This is a genomic window from Paenibacillus phytorum (genome assembly GCF_013141715.1).
GTDB lineage: Bacteria > Bacillota > Bacilli > Paenibacillales > NBRC-103111 > Paenibacillus_E > Paenibacillus_E phytorum.
The window spans coordinates 39,109-65,218 of record NZ_WHOA01000205.1 but is presented as its reverse complement, the minus strand read 5'-3'; the positions used below and the strand labels follow the sequence as shown (position 1 = coordinate 65,218).

Annotated in this window: 18 protein-coding genes, 1 pseudogene and 1 riboswitch; of the genes and pseudogenes, 12 read left to right on the top strand and 7 right to left on the bottom strand. The window is 43.4% G+C overall.

Annotated features, from left to right (window positions below; translation table 11 throughout):
* Positions 1-344 precede the first annotated feature (344 nt).
* Positions 345-1,622, top strand: coding sequence for an FAD-binding protein (locus GC098_RS29490; protein ID WP_171646953.1), 1,278 nt, complete (start codon positions 345-347; stop codon positions 1,620-1,622).
* 60 nt (positions 1,623-1,682) lie between these two features.
* On the opposite strand, the gene gdhA is transcribed toward GC098_RS29490, so the two are convergent.
* A complete protein-coding gene (gene gdhA, locus GC098_RS29485; protein WP_312880418.1) occupies positions 1,683-3,053 on the bottom strand; it encodes an NADP-specific glutamate dehydrogenase in 1,371 nt (456 codons plus the stop codon).
* A 342-nt stretch (positions 3,054-3,395) separates the two neighbouring features.
* Here gdhA and GC098_RS29480 point away from each other — a divergent pair, with 342 nt between their 5' ends.
* From GC098_RS29480 to GC098_RS29430, 11 genes are all read left to right on the top strand, one after another.
* Positions 3,396-3,923 carry a cysteine hydrolase family protein gene (locus GC098_RS29480; protein ID WP_171646951.1) on the top strand — a complete coding sequence of 176 codons (528 nt, stop codon included), beginning with the start codon at positions 3,396-3,398 and terminating at the stop codon, positions 3,921-3,923.
* 96 nt (positions 3,924-4,019) lie between these two features.
* Positions 4,020-4,156, top strand: a riboswitch (cyclic di-AMP (ydaO/yuaA leader).
* A gap of 87 nt (positions 4,157-4,243) precedes the next feature.
* Positions 4,244-4,630 (top strand): hypothetical protein, encoded by a 387-nt coding sequence (locus tag GC098_RS29475; RefSeq protein ID WP_171646950.1) that lies wholly within the window; start codon positions 4,244-4,246, stop codon positions 4,628-4,630.
* 676 nt (positions 4,631-5,306) lie between these two features.
* Positions 5,307-5,921 carry a PH domain-containing protein gene (locus GC098_RS29470; RefSeq protein WP_171646948.1) on the top strand — a complete coding sequence of 205 codons (615 nt, stop codon included), beginning with the start codon at positions 5,307-5,309 and terminating at the stop codon, positions 5,919-5,921.
* 327 nt (positions 5,922-6,248) lie between these two features.
* Positions 6,249-7,838 (top strand): type 2 periplasmic-binding domain-containing protein, encoded by a 1,590-nt coding sequence (locus GC098_RS29465; protein ID WP_171646940.1) that lies wholly within the window; start codon positions 6,249-6,251, stop codon positions 7,836-7,838.
* Between the two features lie 62 nt (positions 7,839-7,900).
* A complete protein-coding gene (locus tag GC098_RS29460) occupies positions 7,901-9,295 on the top strand; it encodes an extracellular solute-binding protein (RefSeq protein ID WP_246359042.1) in 1,395 nt (464 codons plus the stop codon).
* A gap of 201 nt (positions 9,296-9,496) precedes the next feature.
* Complete coding sequence (locus GC098_RS29455; protein ID WP_171646926.1) at positions 9,497-10,495, top strand: zinc-dependent alcohol dehydrogenase; 999 nt, start codon at positions 9,497-9,499, stop codon at positions 10,493-10,495.
* 20 nt (positions 10,496-10,515) lie between these two features.
* Positions 10,516-11,481 (top strand): ABC transporter permease, encoded by a 966-nt coding sequence (locus GC098_RS29450; RefSeq protein ID WP_171646924.1) that lies wholly within the window; start codon positions 10,516-10,518, stop codon positions 11,479-11,481.
* 22 nt (positions 11,482-11,503) lie between these two features.
* Complete coding sequence (locus GC098_RS29445; RefSeq protein ID WP_171646923.1) at positions 11,504-12,391, top strand: carbohydrate ABC transporter permease; 888 nt, start codon at positions 11,504-11,506, stop codon at positions 12,389-12,391.
* 46 nt (positions 12,392-12,437) lie between these two features.
* Complete coding sequence (locus tag GC098_RS29440; protein WP_171646921.1) at positions 12,438-15,581, top strand: FIMAH domain-containing protein; 3,144 nt, start codon at positions 12,438-12,440, stop codon at positions 15,579-15,581.
* A 12-nt stretch (positions 15,582-15,593) separates the two neighbouring features.
* Positions 15,594-16,880: an AGE family epimerase/isomerase gene (locus GC098_RS29435; protein ID WP_171646918.1), complete on the top strand. Its 1,287-nt coding sequence runs from the start codon at positions 15,594-15,596 to the stop codon at positions 16,878-16,880.
* A 184-nt stretch (positions 16,881-17,064) separates the two neighbouring features.
* The gene (locus GC098_RS29430) at positions 17,065-18,525 is read left to right on the top strand and encodes a flagellar hook assembly protein FlgD (protein ID WP_171646916.1); all 1,461 of its coding nucleotides are present in this window, start codon (positions 17,065-17,067) and stop codon (positions 18,523-18,525) included.
* 95 nt (positions 18,526-18,620) lie between these two features.
* Here the strand turns inward: GC098_RS29430 and GC098_RS29425 are convergent, their stop codons facing one another.
* The 6 genes and pseudogenes from GC098_RS29425 to GC098_RS29405 form a co-directional block, all read right to left on the bottom strand.
* On the bottom strand, positions 18,621-19,247 hold the full coding sequence (locus GC098_RS29425) for an FMN-dependent NADH-azoreductase (RefSeq protein WP_171646913.1): 627 nt from the start codon (positions 19,245-19,247) through the stop codon (positions 18,621-18,623).
* A gap of 524 nt (positions 19,248-19,771) precedes the next feature.
* Positions 19,772-20,167: pseudogene (locus GC098_RS29420) on the bottom strand (Rossmann-fold NAD(P)-binding domain-containing protein); the annotation flags it as partial.
* Positions 20,168-20,462: 295 nt separating this feature from the next.
* Positions 20,463-21,932 (bottom strand): hypothetical protein, encoded by a 1,470-nt coding sequence (locus GC098_RS29415; RefSeq protein WP_171646910.1) that lies wholly within the window; start codon positions 21,930-21,932, stop codon positions 20,463-20,465.
* A 334-nt stretch (positions 21,933-22,266) separates the two neighbouring features.
* Positions 22,267-22,506, bottom strand: coding sequence for a hypothetical protein (locus tag GC098_RS41775; protein WP_376773978.1), 240 nt, complete (start codon positions 22,504-22,506; stop codon positions 22,267-22,269).
* Entirely contained in the window at positions 22,494-23,921 is a 1,428-nt protein-coding gene (locus tag GC098_RS29410) for a P-loop domain-containing protein (protein ID WP_171646907.1), read from the bottom strand. The genes GC098_RS41775 and GC098_RS29410 overlap by 13 nt, the downstream gene beginning before the upstream one ends.
* Positions 23,922-25,156: 1,235 nt before the next feature.
* A complete protein-coding gene (locus GC098_RS29405; RefSeq protein ID WP_171646905.1) occupies positions 25,157-26,083 on the bottom strand; it encodes a helix-turn-helix transcriptional regulator in 927 nt (308 codons plus the stop codon).
* Between the last annotated feature and the right edge of the window lie 27 nt (positions 26,084-26,110).

The window sequence follows — 26,110 nt, the reverse complement described above, 5'->3', positions numbered from 1 at the left end:
TTTCCAATGGAATCGACTCTCATGCTTCGAAATTCGCAATTCTATTGGAAATATTCCAATAGAATTGGGCTGTCAATTCCCTACTTCCATTGGATTAATCCAATGGAAGTGGCATTCAGCCTTCGAAATTCTCAACTTGGGAGCTGAATTTCCCATATGGCTTTTGGGACAGCCCTATTTCTTACGCTATTCTTGGACGCACATAACTTTTTACAAAATATAGCGGGATTTTGCCGGACGACAACCGAATGTTATTAAAAGGTCCCTGAAAGTATTACAAGGAATTTATAGTCCAATATCGAATTTTTAATAAATCATAAATACTTTCGAAGGAGTGTGAAGATATGAAAAATATTTGGAACTGGGCTGGCAACTACAGGTATAGTGCCTCTGAACTCCATATTCCCACAAGCGTGGAACAAGTACAGGAATTAGTGGCTCGCAGTAAGCAAATAAAGGTGCTTGGCACACGGCACTCGTTTAATAGCATCGCCGATTGTACCGAAAGCTTTCTTTCGCTTCAGAAACTTAACCAGGTGGTAGCATTAGATACTGTACAAAATAAGGTAACTGTTGAAGCCGGAATCCGGTATGGAGAGCTTTGTGAACACCTTCATAACCATGGCTATGCGCTTCACAATTTGGCGTCGCTGCCGCACATAACCGTTGCTGGTGCATGCGCTACGGCTACGCATGGTTCTGGTGATCGGAATGGCAATCTTGCTACAGTGGTTGATTCTATGGAAATCGTTCAGGCGAATGGGGACATGGCTGTATTCTCCCGCGAGCAACAAGACATCGCAGGTTCAATTGTTGGACTTGGAGGATTGGGCGTAGTCACTAAAATTACACTGGATGTGATCCCGACATTTCAAATGAGTCAGCATGTTTACGATAATCTGTCTCTAGTGCAACTAAATGAGCACTTTGACGATATTTTTTCCAGTGCTTATAGTGTTAGTCTATTCACCGATTGGAAGAATGCGAATTTCAATCAAGTCTGGCTAAAGCGGAAACTGACTGATCAAGTCTCTGATCAGGTGGCACCTGAGTTTTTCGACGCGCAATTAGCAACTTCACCGCGGCATCCAGTGCCAGGACATACAGCAGAGAATTGCAGCGAGCAGATGTGCATCGCGGGACCATGGCACGAGAGATTGCCGCACTTTCGCATGGATTTCACTCCGAGTGCTGGAGAGGAGCTGCAAAGCGAGTATTTCGTGCCGCGACAAGATGCCTATCAGGCATTGAATGCACTTAATGGCATACGGGAGCATATCTCGCCACACCTTTATGTTTCTGAAGTTCGTACCATTGCAAAAGATAATTTGTGGATGAGCCCTAATTACAATCAGGATTCAGTCGCTATTCATTTTACGTGGAAACCGAATTGGGAGGCAGTCAAACAAGTGCTGCCGATGATCGAAAAGCAACTTGCGCCTTTCCGGGCTCGTCCTCATTGGGGGAAGCTGTTTACCATGCAGCCCGCTCAGTTGAAGCCGCTCTATGAGAAGCTGCCAGACTTCCGACAACTACTCCTTCATTGTGATCCACAAGGAAAGTTTCGTAACGACTTTTTGAATAAATATTTGATCGAAAAACAAACGTCTTTATTCCGATGAAATGAACCGGAGCAAAGACGCTTGTCATAATCGAATTTTTATAGATAATTGCTGTTTTCCCTAAACAACACCTTGAGCAATCATGGCGTCGGCCACTTTTGTAAAGCCTGCAATATTGGCGCCTACAACAAGATTGCCCGGATGCCCGTATTCCTCTGCCGCTTGGACAGCGTTTTTGTAAATATTTTTCATAATCGCATGGAGCTTATCGTCCACCTCATGGAATTGCCATGAGTATCTCATGCTGTTTTGAGACATTTCTAGCGCTGATACGGCAACACCGCCTGCATTCGCTGCCTTGGCCGGTCCAAAAAGCACACCTGCCTGCAGGAATACATCAATCGCTTCTAAGGTAGATGGCATATTCGCGCCTTCCCCCACCGCTATTACTCCGTTGCTTACAAGGATCTTCGCAGCATCCTCATTAATCTCGTTCTGTGTTGCGCTAGGAAGCGCAATGTCGCATGGGACGGACCATATGTCATGACAACCTTCATGATAGGTTGCGGTCGGATGATCCTTTACATACTCGCTGATTCTCTTTCTCTCAACTTCCTTCAACCGTCGAATCGTGTCTAGGCAGATCCCTTTTTTATCATAGATATAGCCATTGGAGTCGCTGCAAGCAACGACCTTGGCGCCTAACTGTATCGCCTTTTGCATGGAATATACGGCCACGTTGCCGGAGCCGGAAACTACTACAGTACTGCCCTCGAAGCTAAGGCCCTTGGATTGCAGCATTTCATTCACAAAGTAAACACATCCATACCCAGTCGCTTCGGTACGTCCCAAACTGCCCCCATAGATGATCCCTTTTCCTGTCAGTACACCAGCCTCGTGAGCACCGCGAATTCTCTTGTACTGACCGAACATGTATCCAATTTCGCGTGCGCCAACGCCAATGTCTCCTGCTGGAACGTCGGTGTCCGGACCCATATATTTATAGAGCTCTGTCATGAAACTTTGGGTAAAGCGCATGATTTCATTATCGGACTTTCCTTTAGGATCGAAATCGGAACCGCCTTTACCGCCGCCGATCGGCTGGCCTGTAAGGGAGTTTTTGAAAGTTTGTTCAAATCCAAGAAATTTAATAATGCTCGCATTAACGGAGGGATGAAAACGCAACCCACCCTTGTACGGCCCAATCGCACTGTTAAATTGAACACGAAAACCACGATTAACTTGCGTAATCCCTTGGTCATCTACCCATGGCACGCGGAAAGTGATTAAGCGCTCTGGTTCCACGATCCGCTCAAGAATACCTGATTTCATATACTTCGGATGCTTTGAGAGAACCGGGATCAGCGACTCTAAAATCTCCTTCACAGCTTGATGGAACTCATACTCATAAGGATTACGTTTGACTACGGTTTCGTAAACGACATGTACATATTCCCTTGCAACTACCTCATTATCCACTTGAACAATCACAACCTCATCCACCTTCACAATCAGTTATATTAAAAATGTCTAATAGTATAGTTTTACCTTATCCTGGGCAATTGAGCAATTAAAATTTACATGTCATGTAAGCTTACTTCGATATGTTAATCAAGTGCTCATTTGGTATGAAATAAAATAACATGACATCCGTGCTGCACTACTGGGGGGGATTTGAACATATGGGTCGATGCGAAATAAGCGAAGAACGATAGTTAAACATCATAAGGGCAGGAGAGTTTAACACCAGAAGTTGATTAAGAATTGCGAAGAGAACGTGTGATCGTATATAATGAGTAAGACACTATTATAATCATGGGTGAGGTTTTGATAATGAAAATTGATACTGCCTTGCTGGTAATTGATGTTCAAAACGGCATGTTTCAGGAAGCATACCCAGTATACGACGGCAATGCTTTACTTGAGCGCATAAGAGGAATTATCAAAAAAGCTAGAGCATGTGATACTCCCGTCATATATGTCCAACATAATGAAGATGAAGGTTTGGTAACCAATAGTCCAGATTGGAACATACACCCTATGGTAGCACCCGTTGGTGGAGATACCATCATTCAAAAGTTTACGCCCGACTCGTTCCATGATACTAATCTCCATACGGAATTGGTAGCGCTCGGGATTAGAAAAATTGTTTTGGTGGGACTTCAAACAGATATGTGTATTGATGCAACTTGCCGCCGAGCCAACGAATTAGGCTATCAAGTGACTGTGGTCAAAGACTGTCATAGTACTTGGAGTCAAGGTAATCAAAGCGCGATACAAATTATAGAGCATTACAACGATCAATTTCGATCTTTCGCGGAAAATCTTGAATCGTCGAATATTGAATTCTGCTACGTGTAAAGAATGGATCAAGCCCTCACAGTGACATAAAAAATATAAGTAAATATTACTATTGTTTCTAAATATGTATTGGGGTAAATTGATAAAATAAGAATGAATCATACTACGCTTAATTCTTTAGATTAAAGAAGCGGGGGAACCAAGTTTTCTGGGGTGAGTACACTTTTTAAGTGTTAGGGTTAGCTTTCAACCCGAATCCGTCAGCTAACTTCGTCAGCGTGGAAAGAAAATGATAGAAATATTAAAAGTGTCCTTTATATTTTAGGACTCTATTCCCTCGCTTCCTTTTTTCGTTCAAGAGAAAAAAGGAGGAATTAGACATGTTTATTAAGAGAGTTACCAAAGAGGTTAAGAAGCTTTTTCAATTGAAAAGATCAAACACTTCTGTACAACGTCAAGATGAGATTCTTCACTTAAAACGACGGCTGGAGGAGTTTGACATTCAATTTTCGAGTCTGGCTTATCGGCCATCAGGTGTCGAAACACAGGCTTTATTGGAAATAAGCAAAACGGTCGGACAAAACAATGACTTGCTAAACCAACTGAGTTCGGAAAGTGAATTAGCGGTTCAACAATTACTAGCCAATCGCGTCGGCATTTCCCCGAAAATTTGGGAGGAACATCACAAATTTATCGTAACCATGGCTCATATTTTTGGTGGTCCGTATCCTTATCTCAGAGAGTACATCAGAAGTAGTATTATATGAACTTCGTTGAAGGTTTCTATATATTTTTGGGTGGTTGCTACTTCTTTAAATTGCGGAGTTTTTTACTTATGAGATAAAGTTCTTGTCATTAAGCAAAAGAAAGCCGAAAAACAAAATTAAAAAGCAGCCTCTGCGAAGAAGCTGCTTTTTAGTATTGCATTAGTAGGTGGTCTATCACTCTATACAATAATGTTATGCTTATCCGGCAGTTTCATCAAGGTCTTCGTTGTAAGCTAATATCCCGCGTTTATAATAATGAAGTTTTTCGTCTAAGGTAGTTTCCATTAAATTGGTGATCAGCAGGAAGGGGAACACAATTCACCGATCTATTGGTCTAATCCGCCAACTTAACCATACCCGGAATCGGAACTGATGGAGCGCTTATCTTTCCCTTTAACGTTAGCGGATCCGATTACAACGTTCCAGCCCCGCCTAACAACGAGCTTATTTATTCCGCATTTGTAAGTTCTAACAGCACGCAGCCAATTCGGATCGGTCCGGAAAGTTTTAACGCTACCGCCTATTGTGACTTGTAATTTGAAAATAGAATAAGAGCCTTACTACTTATGTAAAATCTACCATTAATGTATAATAGGGTAACACTAAGGATCGGTTTTTCTAAACCCCGAGTTGGATACCGACTTATCCTTATTTCCAAAATGAGAGGATGATTCCATTGTTCAAGAAGTTTGCGGCAGATGCATTAGGTTTAAGTGATATCGGTAAGGTAATTAGTCCGAGTGATTTCGACAAGGTAGATTCAGATGATTATGTCATGCATGAGGATGGCGAGAAGATTTTCTTCATCATTAAGTCTAAGAAAGACGAATACTGCTTTACCAACCTTGCCCTAATCCACCTTGATGGAGATAGTGCTATTAGCAGCAAACGTATGCTGAAACGTTACAGCTACCACACAAATGCAATTTCCAAGGTATATTTGGAAACTGCAGGAACTATCGATCTTGACGTCGAGATCAAGTTCGTTATCGGTGACGTCAACTTCTCGATTGATGTGGACAAGAAGCAAATTGAGCAGATCAAAGACTTGTATAAAGCCTTAATTAAGATTTCCGAGACGGTAGCACATAACGAGGACTTGTTTGATTATGCGAAGCAAAGCATAGTTATTGCTAAAGAAGCGACAGGCCGAATCACAACTCAAACTACTTCCCCTGTAGCCCAATTCGATGCAATCAACGAATCTACTTACAATTGGTTGAAGACTAAGCACTCTGAGTTAAAGGTCAAGGATTTCGGTTACATCTTCGAACGCTATATCAACAACTAAATGTGAAATATTTTCCAGTATAATAATCAAGTGTGGTGAGCATCGGGCGCCCTACCGAATGAACAAATTGCCAAGCTTGCTGCTATGATTCGGCATAAGTTATGCCTTGCCTGAAACTTATGCTTGTATATTTGTGTCGAATGTTGATTGGGTGACTTCTATGAAGTAAAGTAAAGCGAATGAGGGAGCTAGCCACATGGCAGCTCCTCTTTATGTTTCTATAAATACACTAGAGGAAATTAATTATTTGTATTGACACCGATACATAAGGGCGTATAACATATAGATGTAAGTTAGATGTACATTATAACAAGGGGATGATCGGATTTGATCAGTATTAAGAAAGCTTTATTGGGCTCTCTTGCAGTTACACTCCTTCTTAGCGGATGTTCTGACGACAAATCATCAACAAAACCGGTGGAGACCGGGACGGCTGCACCGTCTAGCAAGAAACTCACATTGAGTTGGTTTATCGTTGCTGATAGCAACGCGCAGTTGCCTTCGGTAGATAAAGACTTCGTGAAAAAAACGATCGAGCAGAAATTTAATGTAGAGCTGAAGCTCCAACATATGAATTTCACTACGGATTATCAGAGCAAGGTCAATTTGTTGATTACTTCCAGTCAGTCACCGGATATGTTTTTTATGGGCGGCAGAGAGTCAAATCAATATGTGCTAGATAAAGTTGCAGCGGATATGAGTAAATATGTGAATCCGCAAGTGATGCCCAACTATTTCAAATATTGGACGAATCCAACGGAATTGAAGCAGTACCAAGTTCATGGCGCATTCGCTAGGGCTCCGGTTCCATTTGCCAGGACGCAATACGCTTCCTATTATATTCGTAAAGACTGGTTGGATAAGTTAAATTTGAAGGTACCTGAAAACTATAATCAAATGATTGAAGTGATGAAGGCTTTTACATCTAATGATCCGGATGGTAACGGTAAGAACGATACATATGGTCTCTCGGCTGCCGGGAATGGCGCCAACTTCGTGCGAGATTTCCCTGCCTGGTATGAGTATGGCCGACCTGCTGGATTTGTGCTTGAGGGTGATAAATTCATTGATTCAGCAAGCGATATGAAGGTCCAGAACATTCTTGAGGATACGAAGAAATTGCTGGCGATGAAAGTGGTGGATCCGGACTGGTATTTGAACAAAACCGGACAAAACATTGAAAAGGCGGCCCAAGGTAAGGTTGGGATCATTTGGTCTGCCAATCGGGATATCGCCTTCGATAACAGTCCCAACAGTGTTCAAAAGAAAACCATCGATGTTACGGGAGTGAAGACAGCCGATTGGCAGCCGTTTCATCCATGGGCTAATGCCGGGGTAAGTTCAGAAGCGGTACCAGGCATCCCTTTCCTGTTCAGCGCCAAAGCACCGGAGGAGAATATTCAAAGGTCAGCACAAATCATGGATTGGCTCTTTGGAGAGGAAGGTTTCCTACTATCGAAGTATGGGCAGGAAGGTGTACACTATAAGAAAGAAGGAAGCAAAATTACCCTGATTTCTGACGCCTACAAGAAAGATATCATTGATAATGGGAATTTCCTGAAAATTTATGGTGCCTTTACGCCTGATGAACCCTTCGTTATGAAACTGGACGTCATCAATCCGAACGAAACCGACCGTGATCGAAAAATCGTGGACAAAGTAAGAACTTATAAATATATCCCTTCTCCGGGAACGAGTTTAACGCCACCGCAAGGATTTGATTTAGCGGCATTCCGGGCCAAAATGAACGCTTACCACGCCAAGATCTTGTTTGAGGAGAAGGATGCCTCTAATTGGCCGAAATATCGTGAGGAATTAATAAACAAGTATCATGGAAAAGAAATATTTGAGAATTACGCCAAGCAAGTATCGGATGCGCTAGGCAAACCGTATACGTACGTTTCGGCCAATCCGTAATAGGAAATCATATTTTTGTATACGGATGTAAACTAAGCAGTTTTTTGAGGTGAATGGTTGTCATGATGGATGAAAAAGTAAGCAGAAAAACATTCCGAATCAGATTGGAGGAAATGGCCAGTATTTTGCGGGAGGAAATTATTTCAGGCAAGCGAGCGGTAGATGAATTTTTGCCCTCGGAATTAGATTTAACGAGACAATTTCACCTTAGCAATAAATCGGTGCGCAAAGCTCTGGATATGTTGGTCGAGGAAGGGTTAATCGAAAAAATACCGAAGGTCGGCAATCGCGTTACCGCCGTCGCTGACGAGAATAAAACGTTGGTTCGCTTTGGTTATCATCCGAGTACCAATTATGAGACGGCTTTGGCGGAAATGATTTCCGAATTTCACGGGCTTTATCCACACATACAGGTACAGCCCGTCGAAATTCCCTCACAAAATTTCCATAACTCCATAAAGGAATATTTGGATGCCGATCTTTTGGATGTTTTCAGCATGAATGACCGGAGCTTCATGGAGTTTGTAGACAATGAGACTTATAACCTGTTGGAACCATACGAGCTCAATCCTTCGCTGTACCCATTTCTATCTGAGCCGTTTATGCACCAAGGGGAGCTTCTGGTCCAGCCCTTTTCATACTCGCCGGTCATTTTGTGTTACAATCGGGAACATTTTGCCGAAATCAATGTATCGGAACCGTACAGTGGATGGACATGGACCGATCTTCTTGCTCATGCCAAGGAATTGGCTATTGAGAATGAAAGATTCGGATTCTATTTCCACTTGCTTTCCCAAAACCGATGGCCGATCTTCCTGTTTCAGAGCGGTATCGCTTTCGAACGAAACCAGCATGGACACTATGAAATCGACGAAGCAAAGCTGATGGAAAGTCTGGAGACGTGCCGTGACATTATATACATGCCCAATGTGTTTCCGACCATGCTTTCAGCCAGCGAAGCAGACGCGGAAGAGCTGTTCTTGAACGGGAAGGTATCTATGATTATGACCAGCTATTTTGGTCTCAACAAAATCAAGGGGGCATCATTTTCTTACGATATTGCCCCATTGCCATACCTGAAAGAGTCTAAAACCATGCTGGTCATCATTGGGCTGGCGATAAGCAGAAAATCGAAGGTAAAAGAAGCCGCGCGCAAAGTCGTTGAGTTTCTACAATCGCCTCAGGCCCAACTGATCATGCGGAAACACACCTTAAGTATCCCGGTGGATAAGAATGCAGCAGAGTGGAAGGGCGAGGAGAGCATCACAAGACCTTCCCGGTATAACATCTATCGGGAGATCGTGCCTACCTTTAAACGACTGAGCGAATTGAAGTTGGATTCCGTCCAGCTGTCTCACGTGCTGCGGCAAGCTAAGCTGTATTGGTCCAAACTTCAGGATGTGAAAGTGACCTCCACAAATATTGTTACTGGGCTGAACACTGATCAAGCAGAGTGAATAACCCGAAAAGTGAATGAATACCCGCCCGGTCCTTTCAAAAAAAGGACCTTTTTTCATTACATAAACTCATTATTTGTATATTAGATATAAATTAATTTTTCGAATAAAAGTTGTTGACAAGTAAAATACTGGATACTTATAATTTAGATATAAATTAGATATGCATTTGAAAAACGTGAGCGGGGAGAGTTGGTTACTGTGAAGGCAATTATCAATCATAGAGGAAATGTCAAAGTGGCCGATGAGCCTCTGCCGCAAGTGAAAAGTAATTTCGTTCTAGTTAAATCACTTTATTCAACGATTAGTCCGGGTACAGAACTTACTGCATTAAAGCGGATGCCGGAAAATCCATCTCCATTGGGTTACAGCGCTGCTGGAATCGCCATTAGTACTGGAGAGGGCGTTGTGGGCATTGAGCTTAATCAGCCTGTTGCTTGCTATGGGGGTCCCTATGTGAAGCATGCGGAATATTTGCTTGTTCCAAAGCATTTAGTCGTCCCCGTCCCCGCACATGTTCCTTTGATGGATGCATCTACGGTAGGGCTTGGTGCGATCGCCATTCATGCGCTTAGGCAAGCGAATATAAAGTTTGGTGAATCCGTCGTCATCGTGGGGTTAGGCATTCTGGGGCAAATTATAGCACGAATTGCCCATGCAGCATGTGCCAGGGTGATTGCGTTCGATATTTTGGAAAAGCGAAGAGACGCGTTATCTAGCATACGGAACATCGATATCTGCAGCAGTATGGAGGAAATCAAGAGCAAGATACAAGAGATTTCAAGTAACAGTGGGGTAGACACAGTTATACATTGCGCCGGCGGTAAACAAATGGACCTCCTCGATGAAAGTTTTGATTGGATACGCGATCGAGGAAAGATCGTCATCGTCGGTGACATGTACATGGAATTCACGCGAAGCAAAATGTTCCTCAAAGAAGCTCAGGTGCTCATATCCCGCGCCGGAGGTCCCGGTAGGTACGATGAGGCCTATGAACATGACGGCTGCGACTATCCGATAGGCTATGTCCGCTGGACGGAAGAACGAAATTTACGGGAATACATTCGGCTTTTGGCTGAGCAGAGAATCGAAATCAGTGGGCTGATTACTAATCAGGTTGCTTTACCCGATGCTTGGCAAGTATACGAGCAGTACAAACATGACCCTGGAAGCTTACTTGGAGCAGTGATTAAGTATTAACGGGAACGGAGGGACTTCCGATGAGGAATGTACATCTTGCCGATGACGCACTAACGGTCACGAAAAAACGCAAGTCAGTTGCACTTAGTATCAAACATGCATGCATGCGATATCATTGGCTGTACATGATGATGATCCCTGGCTTAATCTATTACCTGATTTATCATTACATTCCTATGCTCGGACTTATCATTTCCTTTAAAGATTACAACATGATGCAAGGCATATGGAAAAGCCCTTGGATCGGACTGCAGAATTTCCGGGAAGTCTTCAGTTCCCCAGACTTTCCGTTATTACTGAAAAACACGCTCGTGCTGAGTGTATACCGAATTTTGTTCAATATGCTTCCGGATCTCCTTCTTGCACTGATCCTAAATGAAATCCGGGTTAGATGGTTTAAGCGGATCATCCAAACGGTGACATACGGGCCCTATTTTCTTTCCTGGATCATCGTTTACGGTTTGACGTTCTCATTTCTGGCACCTGATTCCGGACTTATCTCCTCTTGGGTAAACGAACATTGGGGGTTATCCATTAACCTGCTGACCGAAAAAGAATGGTTCAGACCGATTCTGTTATTAACGGACATATGGAAGAACACAGGCTTCGGAGCCATCATCTATTTGGCTGTTCTAGCCACCATCAACCAAGAGTTATACGAGGCGGCGGTCGTGGACGGTGCGGGGCGTTGGAGTCAACTGTGGCATATTACCCTGCCTGGAATCAGAGACGTGTTCCTCATGTTAATCATCCTAAGGATCGGGCATATTCTGGATGCCGGCTTCGAGCAAACCTACATTTTCTTGAACGCACGCGTATATGAAGTAGGCGACATTATCGATACTTGGGTATTCCGGAGGGGTATTGAGAATTTGGATTTCAGTACCGCGTCTACGGTTGGATTATTTAAATCCTTCGTCGGATTCATTCTGGTGATTGTTGCTAATAAACTCGCTAAGAAATTCGGCGGATCCGGAATTTGGTAGCTGAAAAAAAGGAGGATAACGGATGTCCTTTATTCTGAAGAAAAATAAAACGGACCGGATCATAGACACAGTCCTGTATACGAGCCTGGTTATTTTTGGATTCGCGACTTTGTTCCCGCTGTACTATGTAGCCGTAATGTCCGTCACCCCTATTGCAGAAGTGCTTCGTAACGGCGGATTCGTCTTATGGCCACAGCATGTCACATTCGATGCTTACTACTATATTTTCAAAAGCAACCGGATTCCCGATGCCCTGAAAATTACGATCATGGTAACCACGTTAGGAACGTTCTGTAATCTGCTGATCACCTCATTGCTTGCTTACCCCTTGTCCAAAAAATATTTACCCGGCCGCAATGCGGTACTGGTGAGTATTGTGTTCACGATGTTATTCTCGGGAGGGTTGATTCCTCTATACCTCGTCGTTAGTGCTACAGGATTGTTAAACTCCATTTGGGCGTTGATCATCCCCGGTCTTGTTTCTTCTTTTAACATGCTGATCATGAAGTCGTACTTCGAGAATTTGCCAGCCGAAGTGGAGGAAGCGGCTAAAGTCGACGGCTGCTCTGACCTCCAGGTATTAGGGAGGATCGTTCTTCCATTATCGATGCCCATAGTCGCTACATTAGGATTATTTTATGGCGTCAATCACTGGAATGCTTACTTCGGAGGGATCATGTATGTAACGGATCCATCGCTAATGCCGATACAGGTTGTTCTGCGCAACATGATCGTGACACCAAGCGTCAGCCAGGAGTTGGGCCTCAATGTTCAAGATCTGCAAGTGTTGCCGCCTGAGACGATCAAGATGGCTACCGTCGTAGTAGCTACACTGCCGATTCTTATCATTTATCCGTTCCTGCAAAAGTACTTTGTCAAAGGTATGCTGCTCGGCTCCATTAAAGGGTGATACCGGTAACCAACCGGATTAACTAATAAACGTTGGAGGTAAGGACATGAGTACGATGATAAAGAGGAGAACAAGGATTTGGAAGAATGTGCTTTGCCCGATTCTGGCGATCTGTCTAGCAATCACCGGATGGGCACCACTGACCGGGCATGTTAATGCCGAGCAAGCTCCGCCGAACCTGCTTGCCAATCCTGGTTTCGAGCAATTGGCGGAAGAAGGCGATATGATTCCCGGATGGACTTTGTACCGAGGAGCGGACAACTCGCCAAAACCCGGAATTGCAGCAGAGACAACCGACGAAACAAGCTCATCGGGCGCCTACAGCCTCACGGTAACAGACGACAACACGACTGCAGCAATCGTTGTTTACAGCGATTTGATCGAGGTGACGCCGAATCAGGCGTATAAGCTGGACATGAAAGCAAATCAAGTAAGCGGTACCATCTATACGGCAGTAAGATTCTACAAGAAAGCCACGGACAATCCGATTTCAGGATTCATTGCAAAGCCCGCCCTTGCAGCATTATCTCCCACACTGATATGGAAGAGCGTGAATCTCGAAGCGCCTGCACCAGCCGATGCGGCCTATGCAAGGATATTGGTATATACAACCTCAGCGACCAAAGGAGCAGCGTTAGTGGACGATTTGTATTTTTCCGTTAAGCAAGAAGTTCCCTCGGACAATGTTCCATTCAATTTAACCAATCTCGGATCACAAGTGCATACCGTTAACACCCATCGGGCTGCTCTCGGTAAGGATGCCGCAGGAAACCCGGTTGCTTATTCCACTATGGTGGGAATCCCGGCCAAGCTGCTCGTCATTGATGTGAAATCTGAAAAGCTCATTGCTGCGATTCCAATTGAAGACACTGTAAACGGAACCAATTATTCATGTACCTACGTTCGCGGTTTAAGTGTTCAGCCTGACGGTACTGTATACATGGCAGGAACCCCCAGCAATCTGTTTAAATATGTGCCAGGTGCAAGCAAGGTTGAATTTGTAAGCAAGGTTTCAGGCTCGCAAGTGTTCGATATGAAAAACGGTCCAGACGGCACCCTGATTGGCGGGACCTACAATAAAAGCGAAGGCTTTGAATTCAATACCAACACCAAAGTGAATACAAATCTGGGCCCTATTATGACGGGTGAATCCTATTCTTATTCCGTCGCCTATGATGAGAAGCGTAATGATACTTACTATGGAATCGGTGCCCATGCTCATTTGATCAAATATGACCGGGATACGAAGTTGAAAACGGAAATTCCGCTTCCCGAGCGTTACCAGTCCAGTCAATTCATCTACGATATGACGGTATCGGGAGATAAACTGTTTATGAGGTTTTCTCCAGGCTTAACGATTGCTATGGATCTGAATACCATGCAGTTTGATGAGATAGAAGGCAATGTAACTTCCAGGCATGTTTCTCCTAAAGCGCCTTCCGACAATAAAATCTATTTTACATCCGATTCCCAGCTGGGGTATTACGATACGGTTTCTAAACAATATGTCATGCTTGGCGTGGACGCGCAAGGCGATATGAACGGCTTTGGATTCACGCAGCTAGACGACCCGGAATATCCCGGTGATACGCTTATTGGAGTATCCAGATATGGCAAGCTGTTCAAGTACAATCCGGCAACTGGCAAAAGTAAAAGCATTTTATTCGAGATCGCAGGCGAGCCCACAGAGCTGCAGACCGTAGAAGTATCGGCTGACGGGATGGTTCATACGAGCGGGTATTTGTCGGGAGGCAATTCGATCTACAATCCATTTACAGGGATGACTCAGGAATTTACGAACGAAACGATGGGTGACGGACAGAAGCTGCCAGGCTCGCAGACGGACCGAATTTATCATTATAACGATAAAATCTACTATGTGAATTATACGAATATGGTCGTATATGAATTTGATCCCGCTAAACCATGGAATCGTCTTGACCCGGTTTCTCCGAATCCAAGAGAGCTATTTACAGCCTCCGATGTGGGGCATCAAGACCGCGGACTTGCGGGTATCATGATTGATGATGGAAAATTAGCGATCGGCACGGTTCCGAAATACGGATATTTAGGCGGAGCGCTTGCTATTTATGATATAAAAACGGACCAGCGAGAAGTTTACTGGAATATCGTGAATCAGCAAAGCGTAACGGCTGTCACGTATAAAGACGGCTTGATTTATGGAGGCTCCAACATCTATGGAGGTCTTGGCGCAGATCCAACGGAAACAGAGGCGAAATTATTCATTTGGGATGTGAAGGCGAAGCAAAAAGTATTTGAGATCGTACCGGTCCCAGGTAAAAAAGGAATTACGGAACTGATCGTTGGCCCAGATGGGATGATCTGGGGTTCTGCGGAAGGTTACCTGTTTATTTTCAATCCAACTACTCGGCAAATCATTCATACCCAGGAGCTGATGTCGCGGAACTACAGTAGCGCAGTTTGGAGAGATGCACAGTTCGAAGTAGGTACAGACGGTAATGTATATGGGGTGCAGGCTAATCAATTTTTCGTTATAAACGCTCAGACCAAAGTGAAAAAAGTGATTCGAAATGTTGGTATTCGGAATTGGATTTCGCAGGATGCGTTCGGAAACTTCTACTTAGCGGAAGGAGCAGAATTGCTCAAGCTTACCATTCCGAATCTTATCCTTCAGCCAACAGGTGCCGAGTTGACACTGTCTTCCAACAGTTTAATCCGAAACCAGAGTGCGGAACCGATGATAAAAGCGCTGCTACCGCAAGGGCGATCCATTACTCATTTGGAAAAACGCAACCCAGTTTATGCCAGTAGTAATCCAAGCGTTATCGCGATAGAGAATGGGAAGTTCATTGCAAGTAATCCCGGTACAGCCGAGGTATGGGCTCAGGTGAATGTCGGAGGGTCAACGCTGGTAAGCAATCGCGTTACGGTAACGGTAACCGCTACAATTGACTCCTTGGAGAATGAAGTTAACCATTACATCCAATCGGGAACTATCGGAAATGGTAAAAGCCAGGTGCTGCTTAATACGCTTAGGCAAGTGCGCCATTTCATGGACAAAGGAGACTCGAAACAAGCTGCAAAACATTTGGATGATTTTATTAAGCAAGTAACATCCCATGATCAGAATGACAGGATTGCCGATTCCATTGTCCAAATCCTAGTCGCTGATGCTAATGCAGTCTCGGCAACTCTCGGCACTAACTAAAGGAGAATAACGATGAGTATTCCGCTTAATGATCATGAACTTTTTCATTTCTATACCGATCATTTGAAGAATACGCTGCTTCCCTTCTGGTTGCGCTCAGTGGATTGGGAGGATGGCGGATACTTTAACGCTTATGACAATAGCGGAACCCACCTGGTCAGTACGGACAAATTCACATGGTCACAAGGCAGATTTGTATGGATTTATGCCAAATTAGCTTCGATGGACACGGATATTTTTGATCAAGAGGAACGCTGCCATTTCTTGAAGCTTGCTGAGCATGGAGCCGAATTTCTCATGAAGCATTGCCTGCTTGAGAATGGGAGCTGCACCTTTCTGATGGATAAAAGGGGAAATCCGAAGCTGGCCGCAGCAAGCAATCGGTATGATTCCAGTATTTTCGCCGATTGCTTTGTCATCGCCGGTCTTGCCAAATACGCAGCCGTATCCGGGGATAGGAACAACCTGCATTTTGCCCGGCAGTTGTACCGTTCGGTGATTGGCAGAATTCAAGAAGGCAGTTATGTCACGGAACCTTACCCCATTCCTCTTGGTTATAAATCACATAGCATTCCCATGATTCTTTTGAATGTTACTCAAGAGCTGTATGAGGCAGAAGAAGAAGTGCTGGGTGTGCAGACCGAAGAGTTAAAGAACAACATGCTATCGTACATGGATGAGATTTGTAACCATTTCATGGATGAAGATTTCGTGCTTAATGAGATGATTGGTACCGACAATAAGCGTGTGGACTCGCTGCTCGGCCGCTATTGCAACCCGGGGCATACGGTAGAGGATATGTGGTTTGTGGTTCATGCGGCATTAAAGCTGAATCGGAATTCTTATATCAGCAAGGCAGCAAGAACGACCGCCAAAATGCTCGAGCTGGGATGGGACCATGAATTCGGAGGAATCTTCCTGTTTGTCGACAGGGAGGGAGGTCCTCCGAGAGGGAACAAGGAAGGTATTGCACATACCTCCATGGTAAAACAAATAGAACAGAATTGGGATTCCAAATTGTGGTGGCCTCATTCCGAAGCGCTTTATTCAACAATGCTCCTCTATAAGTTGACGGGAGATACGGAGTTATTGGCTCAGTACAACAGGCTTCACGATTATTCGTTCAAGACATTCCCCAATCCGGATCGCAGCGTTGGAGAGTGGATTCAAATTCGTTCGCGAAGCGGCAAACCGATCAATCAAGTCGTCGCGTTGCCTGTAAAGGATCCTTATCATATCATTCGCAACGTCATCTTAATCATTGAATTGCTTGCAACCAAAGAAGTGATAACCGAGTAGATATTAAAAGCCTTAGTTCGGTATTGAACCGGACTAAGGTTGTTTAGTTTTTTCATGCTACAAATTATACGATTAGATCTGTAGTCGAAAAGACTGCCTATGTGACCGGCAGCCTTTTTACTCACCTACGGGTAGGGAAATATGGTAATATTAGGTATATATTTTTTTATTGGAGGGATAGCTGTTGAAGCAGTTTGCGTTAATTTGCTTGGTTTTTACGTCGATCGTTTTTTCGCAGCTTCATTCCGCAACGGCCATAGCCGCCCAACATGATCTGAAAGAGAAAAAATTGCCGGGCTTACTCATTCTGACGGAGAAGCAAACCGCAATGTTCGATGCCCCGAATGGAAAGCAGATTGGAACTTCATCTTTCTCAGTAGTGAGTGTGCTAGATGCGGAACCGGGATGGTACGAGCGATTCATAAATGAATCCGAGCCATTGATTTGGTACAAAATTACTTCCGAACAAGGGGAGTCTTGGATCAGACCGAAACATCCCGAATATCCCGAAGATTTTTTCGAATGGATTCAAACATCAGGAGAAGAGTTTATATACGATGAATCATCCGAACAAGGGAAAACACCGAATACGATTTCTCCGCAGCCGTTGAAATCTATGGGTACTTATCACGGGTATTACCGAATCCAGACATGGCTCGGGTACAAATGGATCAAACCGAAGTACAAGCTTGTTCCTTACTACATTCCGATGAATGAAGACATTAGCTTGAACGCGACCACGCCAATATTTGACGCTCCAGAGGCGAACGCGAAGGTCACCGGGTATTTGAGTGCACCACAGTCAGTGATCGCCTTCGAACGAATCAATCGGGATTGGTTCCATATCCAAACGTGGTTGGGAGAGCAATGGATCAATCCGTCGTATTCCCTGCCGAAAGATGTGCAGACACGAAATGAAACTATCGAGTTAAAGGGAAATACCCCAATTTACGAGTTTCCCAACCGCGAGGCCAAAGTACTGGGAACACTTGCCCCGCAGGTTGTGTCGGCATTCGAGAGCGGGAGCGGTTGGCATCATATTCATAGCAGTTGGCTTGGCGACGTTTGGATCTATGCAAGCGACCCCGCTGCCGACCCGGAAATGTATGAACCTCCGGCTGTTGTCGCAAATCATTCGATTTCCGGCACATGGAGCTCCGTTCAGTATGATCCGGCATCTACCGGAACTAGAGGATTTCCATTAGCCCCATCAATCGGGCTTGATTGGTACCGAGATACCGATTTTTCTAGGGGGATTGTCTCGTTTGGAAAACCGGTTCCCCTCCGTTTTGCATTGGCCAATGCAAGCGATGATCCGATTACAATAGCTCAGGAAGAAAACATTATAATTGAGGTATCGCGAATAACGGGTTCCATCTATGACCCTGCGATAGAGACCGTTTGGAGGGGCACGTTGCCCACACTATCTTACGATTTTAAAACGAAAATGTTGAGCGCAGAGATAGATTTTGACTGGGACGGGAAAGACTCGGACGGCAAGCCGGTCCCATTCGGTGAGTATAGGGTACGCGTAAAGCTTCCATGGACTATCCGCTACAGCATCGACGGGAAAAACGAAGCCTTGTCGCAAAAGGTGGAAACATCCGTTCTTACTCAACGTGTTTTTAGCATCGGGGCCCCGTGAAAGTGCTAAGCTGAAGCGAAAGGGCCTATATTTCTCAGCTAACGGGCAGAATTTTGCAGGGCAGGCACCAGTTCACCCAGAAGTTGACGGTCATTTTAAAAAGTTTTCGCCGTTTCAACAGCCAGTTGAATGGCGTCTTCTATTATTTTTTCCCTCAATTTCGGAGATTTGTTATGGCCTTCAGCAATAACCTTCGTTATTTCTCGAATACCGAATAAATGTAAATTCCTTACTACAAAATTGACCGCCATTTCTGATGAAGCTGCCTCTCCCTCAGAATAGTAACCTCCGCGAGCATTTAATAACGCCACCTGTTTTCCTGTTACCAATCCGACGGGGCCTTCCGGTGTATATTTAAAGGTTGTTCCAGCACGATTCAAATAATCGATATACGTATGCAAGACTGCAGGAACGCCAAGATTCCAAAGCGGAAAACCGATGACGATCTTGTCTGAGGCCAAAAATTGGTCCAGATATTTGGTTGCAATATCTGTTACCTGCTTTTCCTCCGGAGTGAGAGGCATGCCCTGACTGAATTTGAATGCACCATTAATCATAGTAGCATCCAAGTAAGGCAAGTGCGCTTGAAATAAATCAAGCTCAGTCACCTGATCTTCAGGATGGGAATCCACATAACTTTTCAAAAAAGCTTCATACAATTTAACACTTACTGCTTGTTCTACTGGACGATTATTTGCCTTTACGAATAAAACTTTTCTCATTCCCGTCTCCCACCTTTTTTTGAATATTGCGTTCGTTCCCAGTTTAATCCCTTCCACTAGTGTCAGTGTCAATACCTTCTGTAAGAGACAATTAAATTTAATAATGGCAATACGAAGGAGGTCTTTCATTGAAACGGAAATATTCCCTCTTAGGTGTGGTTGCGTGCGTGGGATGCATAATTCTGTGTGTATTTTTTTTGTTTTGGAACCCGTATTCAAGGACGCTAGCAGGTATTGATACGGTTTTAATCATTCTTATAATGTTGATTTTCCCTGCATTTTTAGGCATCCTAACTTCATTTTTGAGAAATCGAATCTTAATGTACATTGTATTTGCTTGGTCGTTGCCTTACGGTCTCTATTTATCTGTCGCGTCGATACCAAGTATTTGGAACCTTTTTAGTGTAGTCCTTATTTTATACCTCGTTTCCGCCATGAAAATGAGGAAGATCTACGGACGTTAACCCGACCTTCTCCGCTAACGGCAGAATTGTTGTATGGATATTTAGACTTTGAATTCCGATTTGTTCTTCGCTTACCATCCATAATCGTTTAGTGGTGTCCAGGTTCTGAGCGGGAACAGACGGAATTGTTGTTTGCATGTCGGTGTAGTAAAAACCATTATGACCAGTCATTTCGTCCGAATCTGCTAACCACACCAAAGTTTCGGCACCTTTCTCCGGACTGCGGGAGAACATTTTCATCACGGCCATAGTCATACGGGCTAAAAGTCCGTTGTTCTGATTGAAGTTCGTGGAAACAAGACCAGGATCAAAGCAGTAGGCGCTGACTCCGGTCCCCTCTAGCCGTCTCACCAATTCAGAGATGAACTGGATATTGGCGAGCTTAGTCTCAGCATAGCGAAATGTAGGACCACCAATAAAATTTTGGGGAAAGCTATAAAGATGTTCCGCAGTGATCAGGACTATACTCAATGCCTGCTAAAGTGTAAATACGTTGGTGATACAACAGATCGAATCTATCTAACTGACGTACTTCATAAGTGTTAGACAGCCTCAAGAAGTAGAACACAGCGGCAGTCTAGACAAGAAAATAAAGTCCTAGACTGACGCTGCTTTGATGAACTAACGTTCCTTGATTAGCTCTCTCCAGAGAACTCTGGCCGTATTCCGATAATTTTCGCTCAATGTCATCCCCTGTACAAGATCACTTTAAGATCGACTCGCAGAAAAAAATAGGGAAACAGGGATGAGCTTAACTGTGGTCGGGGAACGGAAACTCATAGTCCAACCACAATTTGCTCAAGTTTTTAGAGATGTTAACAATCAGGTTGATGTAGCGGTCCGTTGCCCAAAGGTCGCCATCGCTGCTTACGTAGGCTTGACCGAACAAATCGTCCAGCTTGGCAAGCTTTCCTGAGGTGTCGATCTTATAGATGCCAAAGGCTGGATTATCCTTCTCCAATGTACGGGTATAAGCGCGAAAGATGAGTGTGCCGTCCTCCTTATGGGAAAGTACTTCAATCTCGTCTATCTTCAGTTGACGGTTAACGGAAACGGATTGACCGTTTGGCTGGAGCAGACTGAGCTCCCCGGTGATAAAACCATTTCGACCGGTGATGTAGTCCCCTGTAATAGGTCTGCTCGTCAACCACCAAGTTCCGTTTGGATTTTGTTGTACACTGGAGATGGGCCAATGGGTGAACCCATTCACGGGTACGGGTCGTACATTGCCATCCACGAAGAAATAACGGTAATAGGTAGAAAAGTCCGGAAAAATCTGATTATTGGTGTCCGTCTCTACTACCGATAGGATATTTCTTCCTGATCCAAGATCAAGCCATGCTTCCTTATACTCTAAGCCTGCGTAAGAACGTTCCATGAATCCCGTTGAAGAAGATGTACCGTCCTGCGGCATAGGCATCAACGAGAGCAGCTCTTGTCCTCTGTAATAGAATGTTTTCTCCTTCCGTTCGATTATCGCAGAGTCCGGGGAAGCGAATTCCGCTTTAGGTAGCGGTTCGGCATCTGCTCTTGGCGGCAGGGAGGAAACCTTCTGATTCTCCTCTTCCGTCAAAAGTGATGGCTGTTCGGTTAATGATTTCCTGATTTTGAACATTTGTGAGCCAGAGTTAAGATACAGGTAATCGGCGGAGTCGTTGACAAAGGAAGATAGGTAGTGACGCTGCGGACCTACGACGGCGAATCCGTCTTTAGGGCTCCAGAATAAATTCATGTAGAATTCGTCATGCATGAAATGCCAGGTCATCGGAAAGTATGTAATATCCCGAAAACTTAGCAGAGGATATTCCTCCGCTTGATTGTCGATCGGTTTGTCGTTCACAAAGACGGGATACGTCACGAGTTCCGCTGTATACGTCGATTTCCTGTTGCTGCTGTTCTTATCGGCAGCAGGCGGTTCCTGATAGCGATTTCCTTGCGCGTAAACATGAAGCCCTTGCGAGTCGCTCCACGTATACTCCAAAGATAAAGAGCGGGTATAATCCCAGGTTAATGGCAAATAAGTAATGTCCTTGTAGACGATAGGTGGGTATTGGGCTTTGGACGGATCGACGACTCCCCCGTTTATTTGTACAGGGAAAGTGGGGAGGCTGACTTTCACGGAATTGCCGGCAGCGTAAGCGGCTGACGTAAGCTGATCGGTTAGCAACAGTGCGGCGGTGGTTGTGAGAGCAGCGAGTTTTAGGAGACCGAACTTCTTCATTATGGTTTCACCTCATAGAGTATTGTTTAATAAATTAAACGCCAAATTTATGAGGAAGTTACCATTTTTACAAAAGATTAACCTGCGAGCCTTTTTGTCATTGCAGAGGGGACGATATGGCAATAGGGTAAGAGTATACTATTACGTTTACGGTGGTTCATGTCGGAATTGATTCAGCCCATAGGTATAAGCCGTTCGGGCAAATACTTCATTGCAGTCTAATTCTTTATTTTCTTAAACGGGGCCTTTGTTTAGGTTAGCGCAGAGTCTATCCTACAGCTATCCTCCACTTCAACCCGTCTCCTAATTGGATAAACGTATATTTATGTCGTAATTAGAGGTGTTCAGAGGGCTCAAGCTGAATAAAATTCAAATGTTTCATTCGGTTTATGACAGATAATACTTCATTAATTCTTGGTAATTCAAGCCATCTTTCGAAACCAGGAAAAAAGGAAGAAAATACAATGTCGACGCCTTCTCTCTCCATATCTTCGAGAGCTTTTTTAATCTTTTCATGAAGAAAGATGAGGCGATCCTGATTACTTATAGCCATTTTTCGAATTAAAAAGGCAATAGCTGCAAGCTGGGCGTGTGATGTGATATTGTAAAGCCCTCTGATATCAAACCTATCATGATGTATCCCATGGTTGAAACCATCAGCTTTTCTGTACCACTGCCCTGTGGATAGCTCGAAAAGTGATCGGTGGTTATTTTTCTTTCTATCTCCCATTTTGTAAGGGGGATACGCTCGCGTGGTTTGTCGTGTTCACATAAATTTTTTGCTTCCTGGGTTACGTTTTTTGGCACAAAATTGTCCATCAGGATGATTTGATCGGCAACGGATAAAAATTCACCGCTACCTCCAATAACAAGAACGGAAGATACGTGAGCAGCCTCATAAAGCTCCCTGACACGTTCCGTAAAAGGTGTAATGGGTTCATGCTTGATTAATGAACGCATTTTGATGTCTTGAATCATAAAATTCGTCGCACTTCTGTCTTCATCAATAAGAAGAAGCTTACACCCGATGTTGATTGCCTCCATAATATTTGCGGCTTGAGATGTGGAACCGGAGGCGTAGTGAGTCGAAAACTGTTCAGCTGAACTATTGGGTATCCATTTTATGAAAGGCGTAATATTGATATTTTTTATGGAACGGCCTTCCTCTGCAGATATTTCCATTGCACTTTGATCTGTAATCACAAATTCTCGTCCGTCGCCTATGCTGTGATTGTAAATCCCCGAATTTAGTGCATCCAGCACTGTGCTTTTACCCGAATAACCACCGCCGGTGATGACCGTCACACCATGTTTTATTCCCATTCCTCGCAAACCACAAATTTCAACTTCAATATCTTCCGGGGATATAAAAGGCAAGGCACCCTCCAGTGGCCCGCTGTTGTCTTTATTTCTTGGCAAAATGCTGCCATTCGCAATAAACGCACAATAGTCACTGGATTTCAGCCATTCGCGAATCATATTTTGCTTTTTTACCAATTCATAGGCAGCATTTAACTTAATGAGATCAAACTTGGCAATTAAATCCTCCACTTCTTTTGGAAGCATTTTGCAGAGCATGCGCATAGCTTTATCATTATTCTTGAATGGAAGTTGAACTGTAATCATTAAGCATAGATACCATTTTTCCGAGATGGCTTCGACAAAGGATGCATTACGTTGCAACACCACATTGGTTGGACGAAAACAATAAAAAGCACCATTTTCTTTATCAGAACGTGACCGGTTATAAATCAATTTATTTAATGCCTCAATATGATCAACCCATTCTCTTAATGCAAAATCTGAGAGAACAACTTGATCCACATTTTCATCTAAGCCGAGACGGTCAAAAGGTATTTTTATGGTGATACATGGTTTATCCAGTGTGAGTTTATGTGTCCGTTCAATGTAATAGGCAACATCGTTATACCAATAGGTTGGGTCAGATATCGTCCCCCCTTGATCATAGTATGAACCTTCATAAATCATACTGTAAGATGACTGTCCGGATTGTAATGAGCGAAAATATTGAGCGAGTCTTTTAATAAAGCATCATCCTTTCATATTTGGAAAGCGGTGAATAACGGGAAACGATGCCGAAGTTGAAACGATATCTCAAGAAGGGGGCCCCTTATCCTTTGGAACAAGGTAACTACGAAATGGATCGACCCCTAATCTCCAGGTATGAGCCTGCTCAAACATAAACCGGCACTGTTTGAAATTTTCCGCGAAAAATGAATTCCATCCTAAGTAATTCAAGTTCAATACATAGTCCCCCAAACGATTAAATCCTAACCAATTTCAAAATAAAACCACTATTGTTGCCTTGACCAACCTTTTGTCCTAAAAAAATAACAGCCACTCCGTAAGTGGCTGTCATAGACCGGCAAGAAAGCTTAAACGTTCCTTCTGCCTAAATATAAAAGCCCTGAGAGTGAATCCTACCCTCAGAGCCTAATGTATTCGTAAAAGAATAACTAAAAAGCAACATGAGGATAAGACGTATATTTTTTTGTTTTCATTTGTCCTCACCTCGTTACGATTTATTTTTACAGCAACAGAATCATAACATTAAGATCATCCACAATATAGGGAAAGATTAATTATAATTAACTCAAACCCTGACATAGGTAAAAGATGCCACCATAGAATGAAAACACAGGACACGATAAATAAGCCTGAATTTCGAAAGTACGACTCTCTAAAAACGTGAAAAGGGCCCCGAATCTTTGGTAGAATGACATTGATGCAGATGGTGATAATGATCAATTCTTGAAATAGGTCAATAAAAGAAAAGTTCTATTAGGAAACCACTCCATTGTTAGGAGTAGTTATGTCTTTATATACTAATGTAAATCTTATGGTAAAACTTTACTTTGTGTTTAGATACATTACGGTGAACCGTAACATAGATGACAGGTCAGGTCATTACGCTAACGCAGAACGATAGTTCGGAGTTAGTTACATTTTGATTCAAAGAAAAGACCATCCTTAGTGTGCAAGAGGGTCTTTCTTCAAAACTTGTCGTTACAGAAAACGCGGTGAATCTTTGAGATTCTACTAGACAGTTACTTTGGTGGATTCGCAGGAAGTTGTGCAGATTAAAGAACTAGGCGGTTTAATTTCATGTAAGTGCTTCTATACCAGTCTTATTACAAATCCTTCAAGCAAATTGCCTGTTACTCATTCTTGTTAGGTTCAAGGCTCCCGCCAACATTTTGATGTTAATGGGAGCCTTTTGAAATATACTTCTCCACCATTTTATTCAAATAATCTCGAAATTCTTCAACATAGATTTTCGGCTCTACTATTTCCAGATTTGTCCCGAAGCTCGCTAAAAATTGAAAGCCAATACTGTTTTGAGGAACATAGATGGTGGCTAAGAAATATTCAGAACTATAGTTTTCAATACTCTTTCGACCGTACCTTTCAATGAATTGACCTTTTATGCTAGGCGAAATCAACGCCTTAATAGCGACTAGTTGCGGTTGATAACTTGCTTCATGTTCTTGTTCCAATAAATAATTTCTAGGGTTAAATGTGTTTTCATCCATAATAAGATGATCGATCCTGGATAATTTAAATGTTCTATATCTCTGACGATGTAAACAGAATCCCTTCAAATACCAACTCGAATCACTAAAATGAAGCTGATATGGCTCGACAATTCTATTCGTCGTGGTGCCATTTTTATCTATATAATCAAATGAAACTAACCTTCTCTTTAATATGGATTCTTGACACGTCTTCAAGGTGTGAAGAATCTCAGACCGACCCTCCCAACCATAAAATGACAGTTGAATTGAACTTTTCAGAGACAATGGGCTAACCATCGCCTCTATTTTTTTTATCGTAATGTCAACTTCTTCGCTAATTAGAATTTGTTCCAATCCGCCGAGCGCAGTTAGTATATTAACTAAGTCGGAGCTGCTTAAAAGACGCTTATCAACCTTGTATTCATCCATAATACCGTAGCCACCATGAACGCCATTGATAGAATAGATCGGGATGTTTGATAAGCTCAGTGTTTCCATATCGCGAAGAATAGTTCTTTTGGAAACGTTAAATAATTGCGCGAACTCTGTTGTTGAAACGACATTTTTTTTCAGCAATATCATGATGATAGAAATAAGTCTCTCAACCTTGTCCATATGTCTCCCTCATATTTCTCTACTTTA

Bases quoted from the DNA above. Each gene is read 5' to 3' on its own strand.
- GC098_RS29490 (WP_171646953.1), top strand. From the start codon at position 345: ATGAAAAATATTTGGAACTGGGCTGGCAACTACAGGTATAGTGCCTCT.
- GC098_RS29480 (WP_171646951.1), top strand. From the start codon at position 3,396: ATGAAAATTGATACTGCCTTGCTGGTAATTGATGTTCAAAACGGCATG.
- GC098_RS29475 (WP_171646950.1), top strand. From the start codon at position 4,244: ATGTTTATTAAGAGAGTTACCAAAGAGGTTAAGAAGCTTTTTCAATTG.
- GC098_RS29460 (WP_246359042.1), top strand. From the start codon at position 7,901: ATGATGGATGAAAAAGTAAGCAGAAAAACATTCCGAATCAGATTGGAG.
- GC098_RS29450 (WP_171646924.1), top strand. From the start codon at position 10,516: ATGAGGAATGTACATCTTGCCGATGACGCACTAACGGTCACGAAAAAA.
- GC098_RS29445 (WP_171646923.1), top strand. From the start codon at position 11,504: ATGTCCTTTATTCTGAAGAAAAATAAAACGGACCGGATCATAGACACA.
- GC098_RS29440 (WP_171646921.1), top strand. From the start codon at position 12,438: ATGAGTACGATGATAAAGAGGAGAACAAGGATTTGGAAGAATGTGCTT.
- GC098_RS29435 (WP_171646918.1), top strand. From the start codon at position 15,594: ATGAGTATTCCGCTTAATGATCATGAACTTTTTCATTTCTATACCGAT.
- GC098_RS29425 (WP_171646913.1), bottom strand. From the start codon at position 19,247: ATGAGAAAAGTTTTATTCGTAAAGGCAAATAATCGTCCAGTAGAACAA.
- GC098_RS29415 (WP_171646910.1), bottom strand. From the start codon at position 21,932: ATGAAGAAGTTCGGTCTCCTAAAACTCGCTGCTCTCACAACCACCGCC.
- GC098_RS29410 (WP_171646907.1), bottom strand. From the start codon at position 23,921: ATGATTTATGAAGGTTCATACTATGATCAAGGGGGGACGATATCTGAC.
- GC098_RS29405 (WP_171646905.1), bottom strand. From the start codon at position 26,083: ATGGACAAGGTTGAGAGACTTATTTCTATCATCATGATATTGCTGAAA.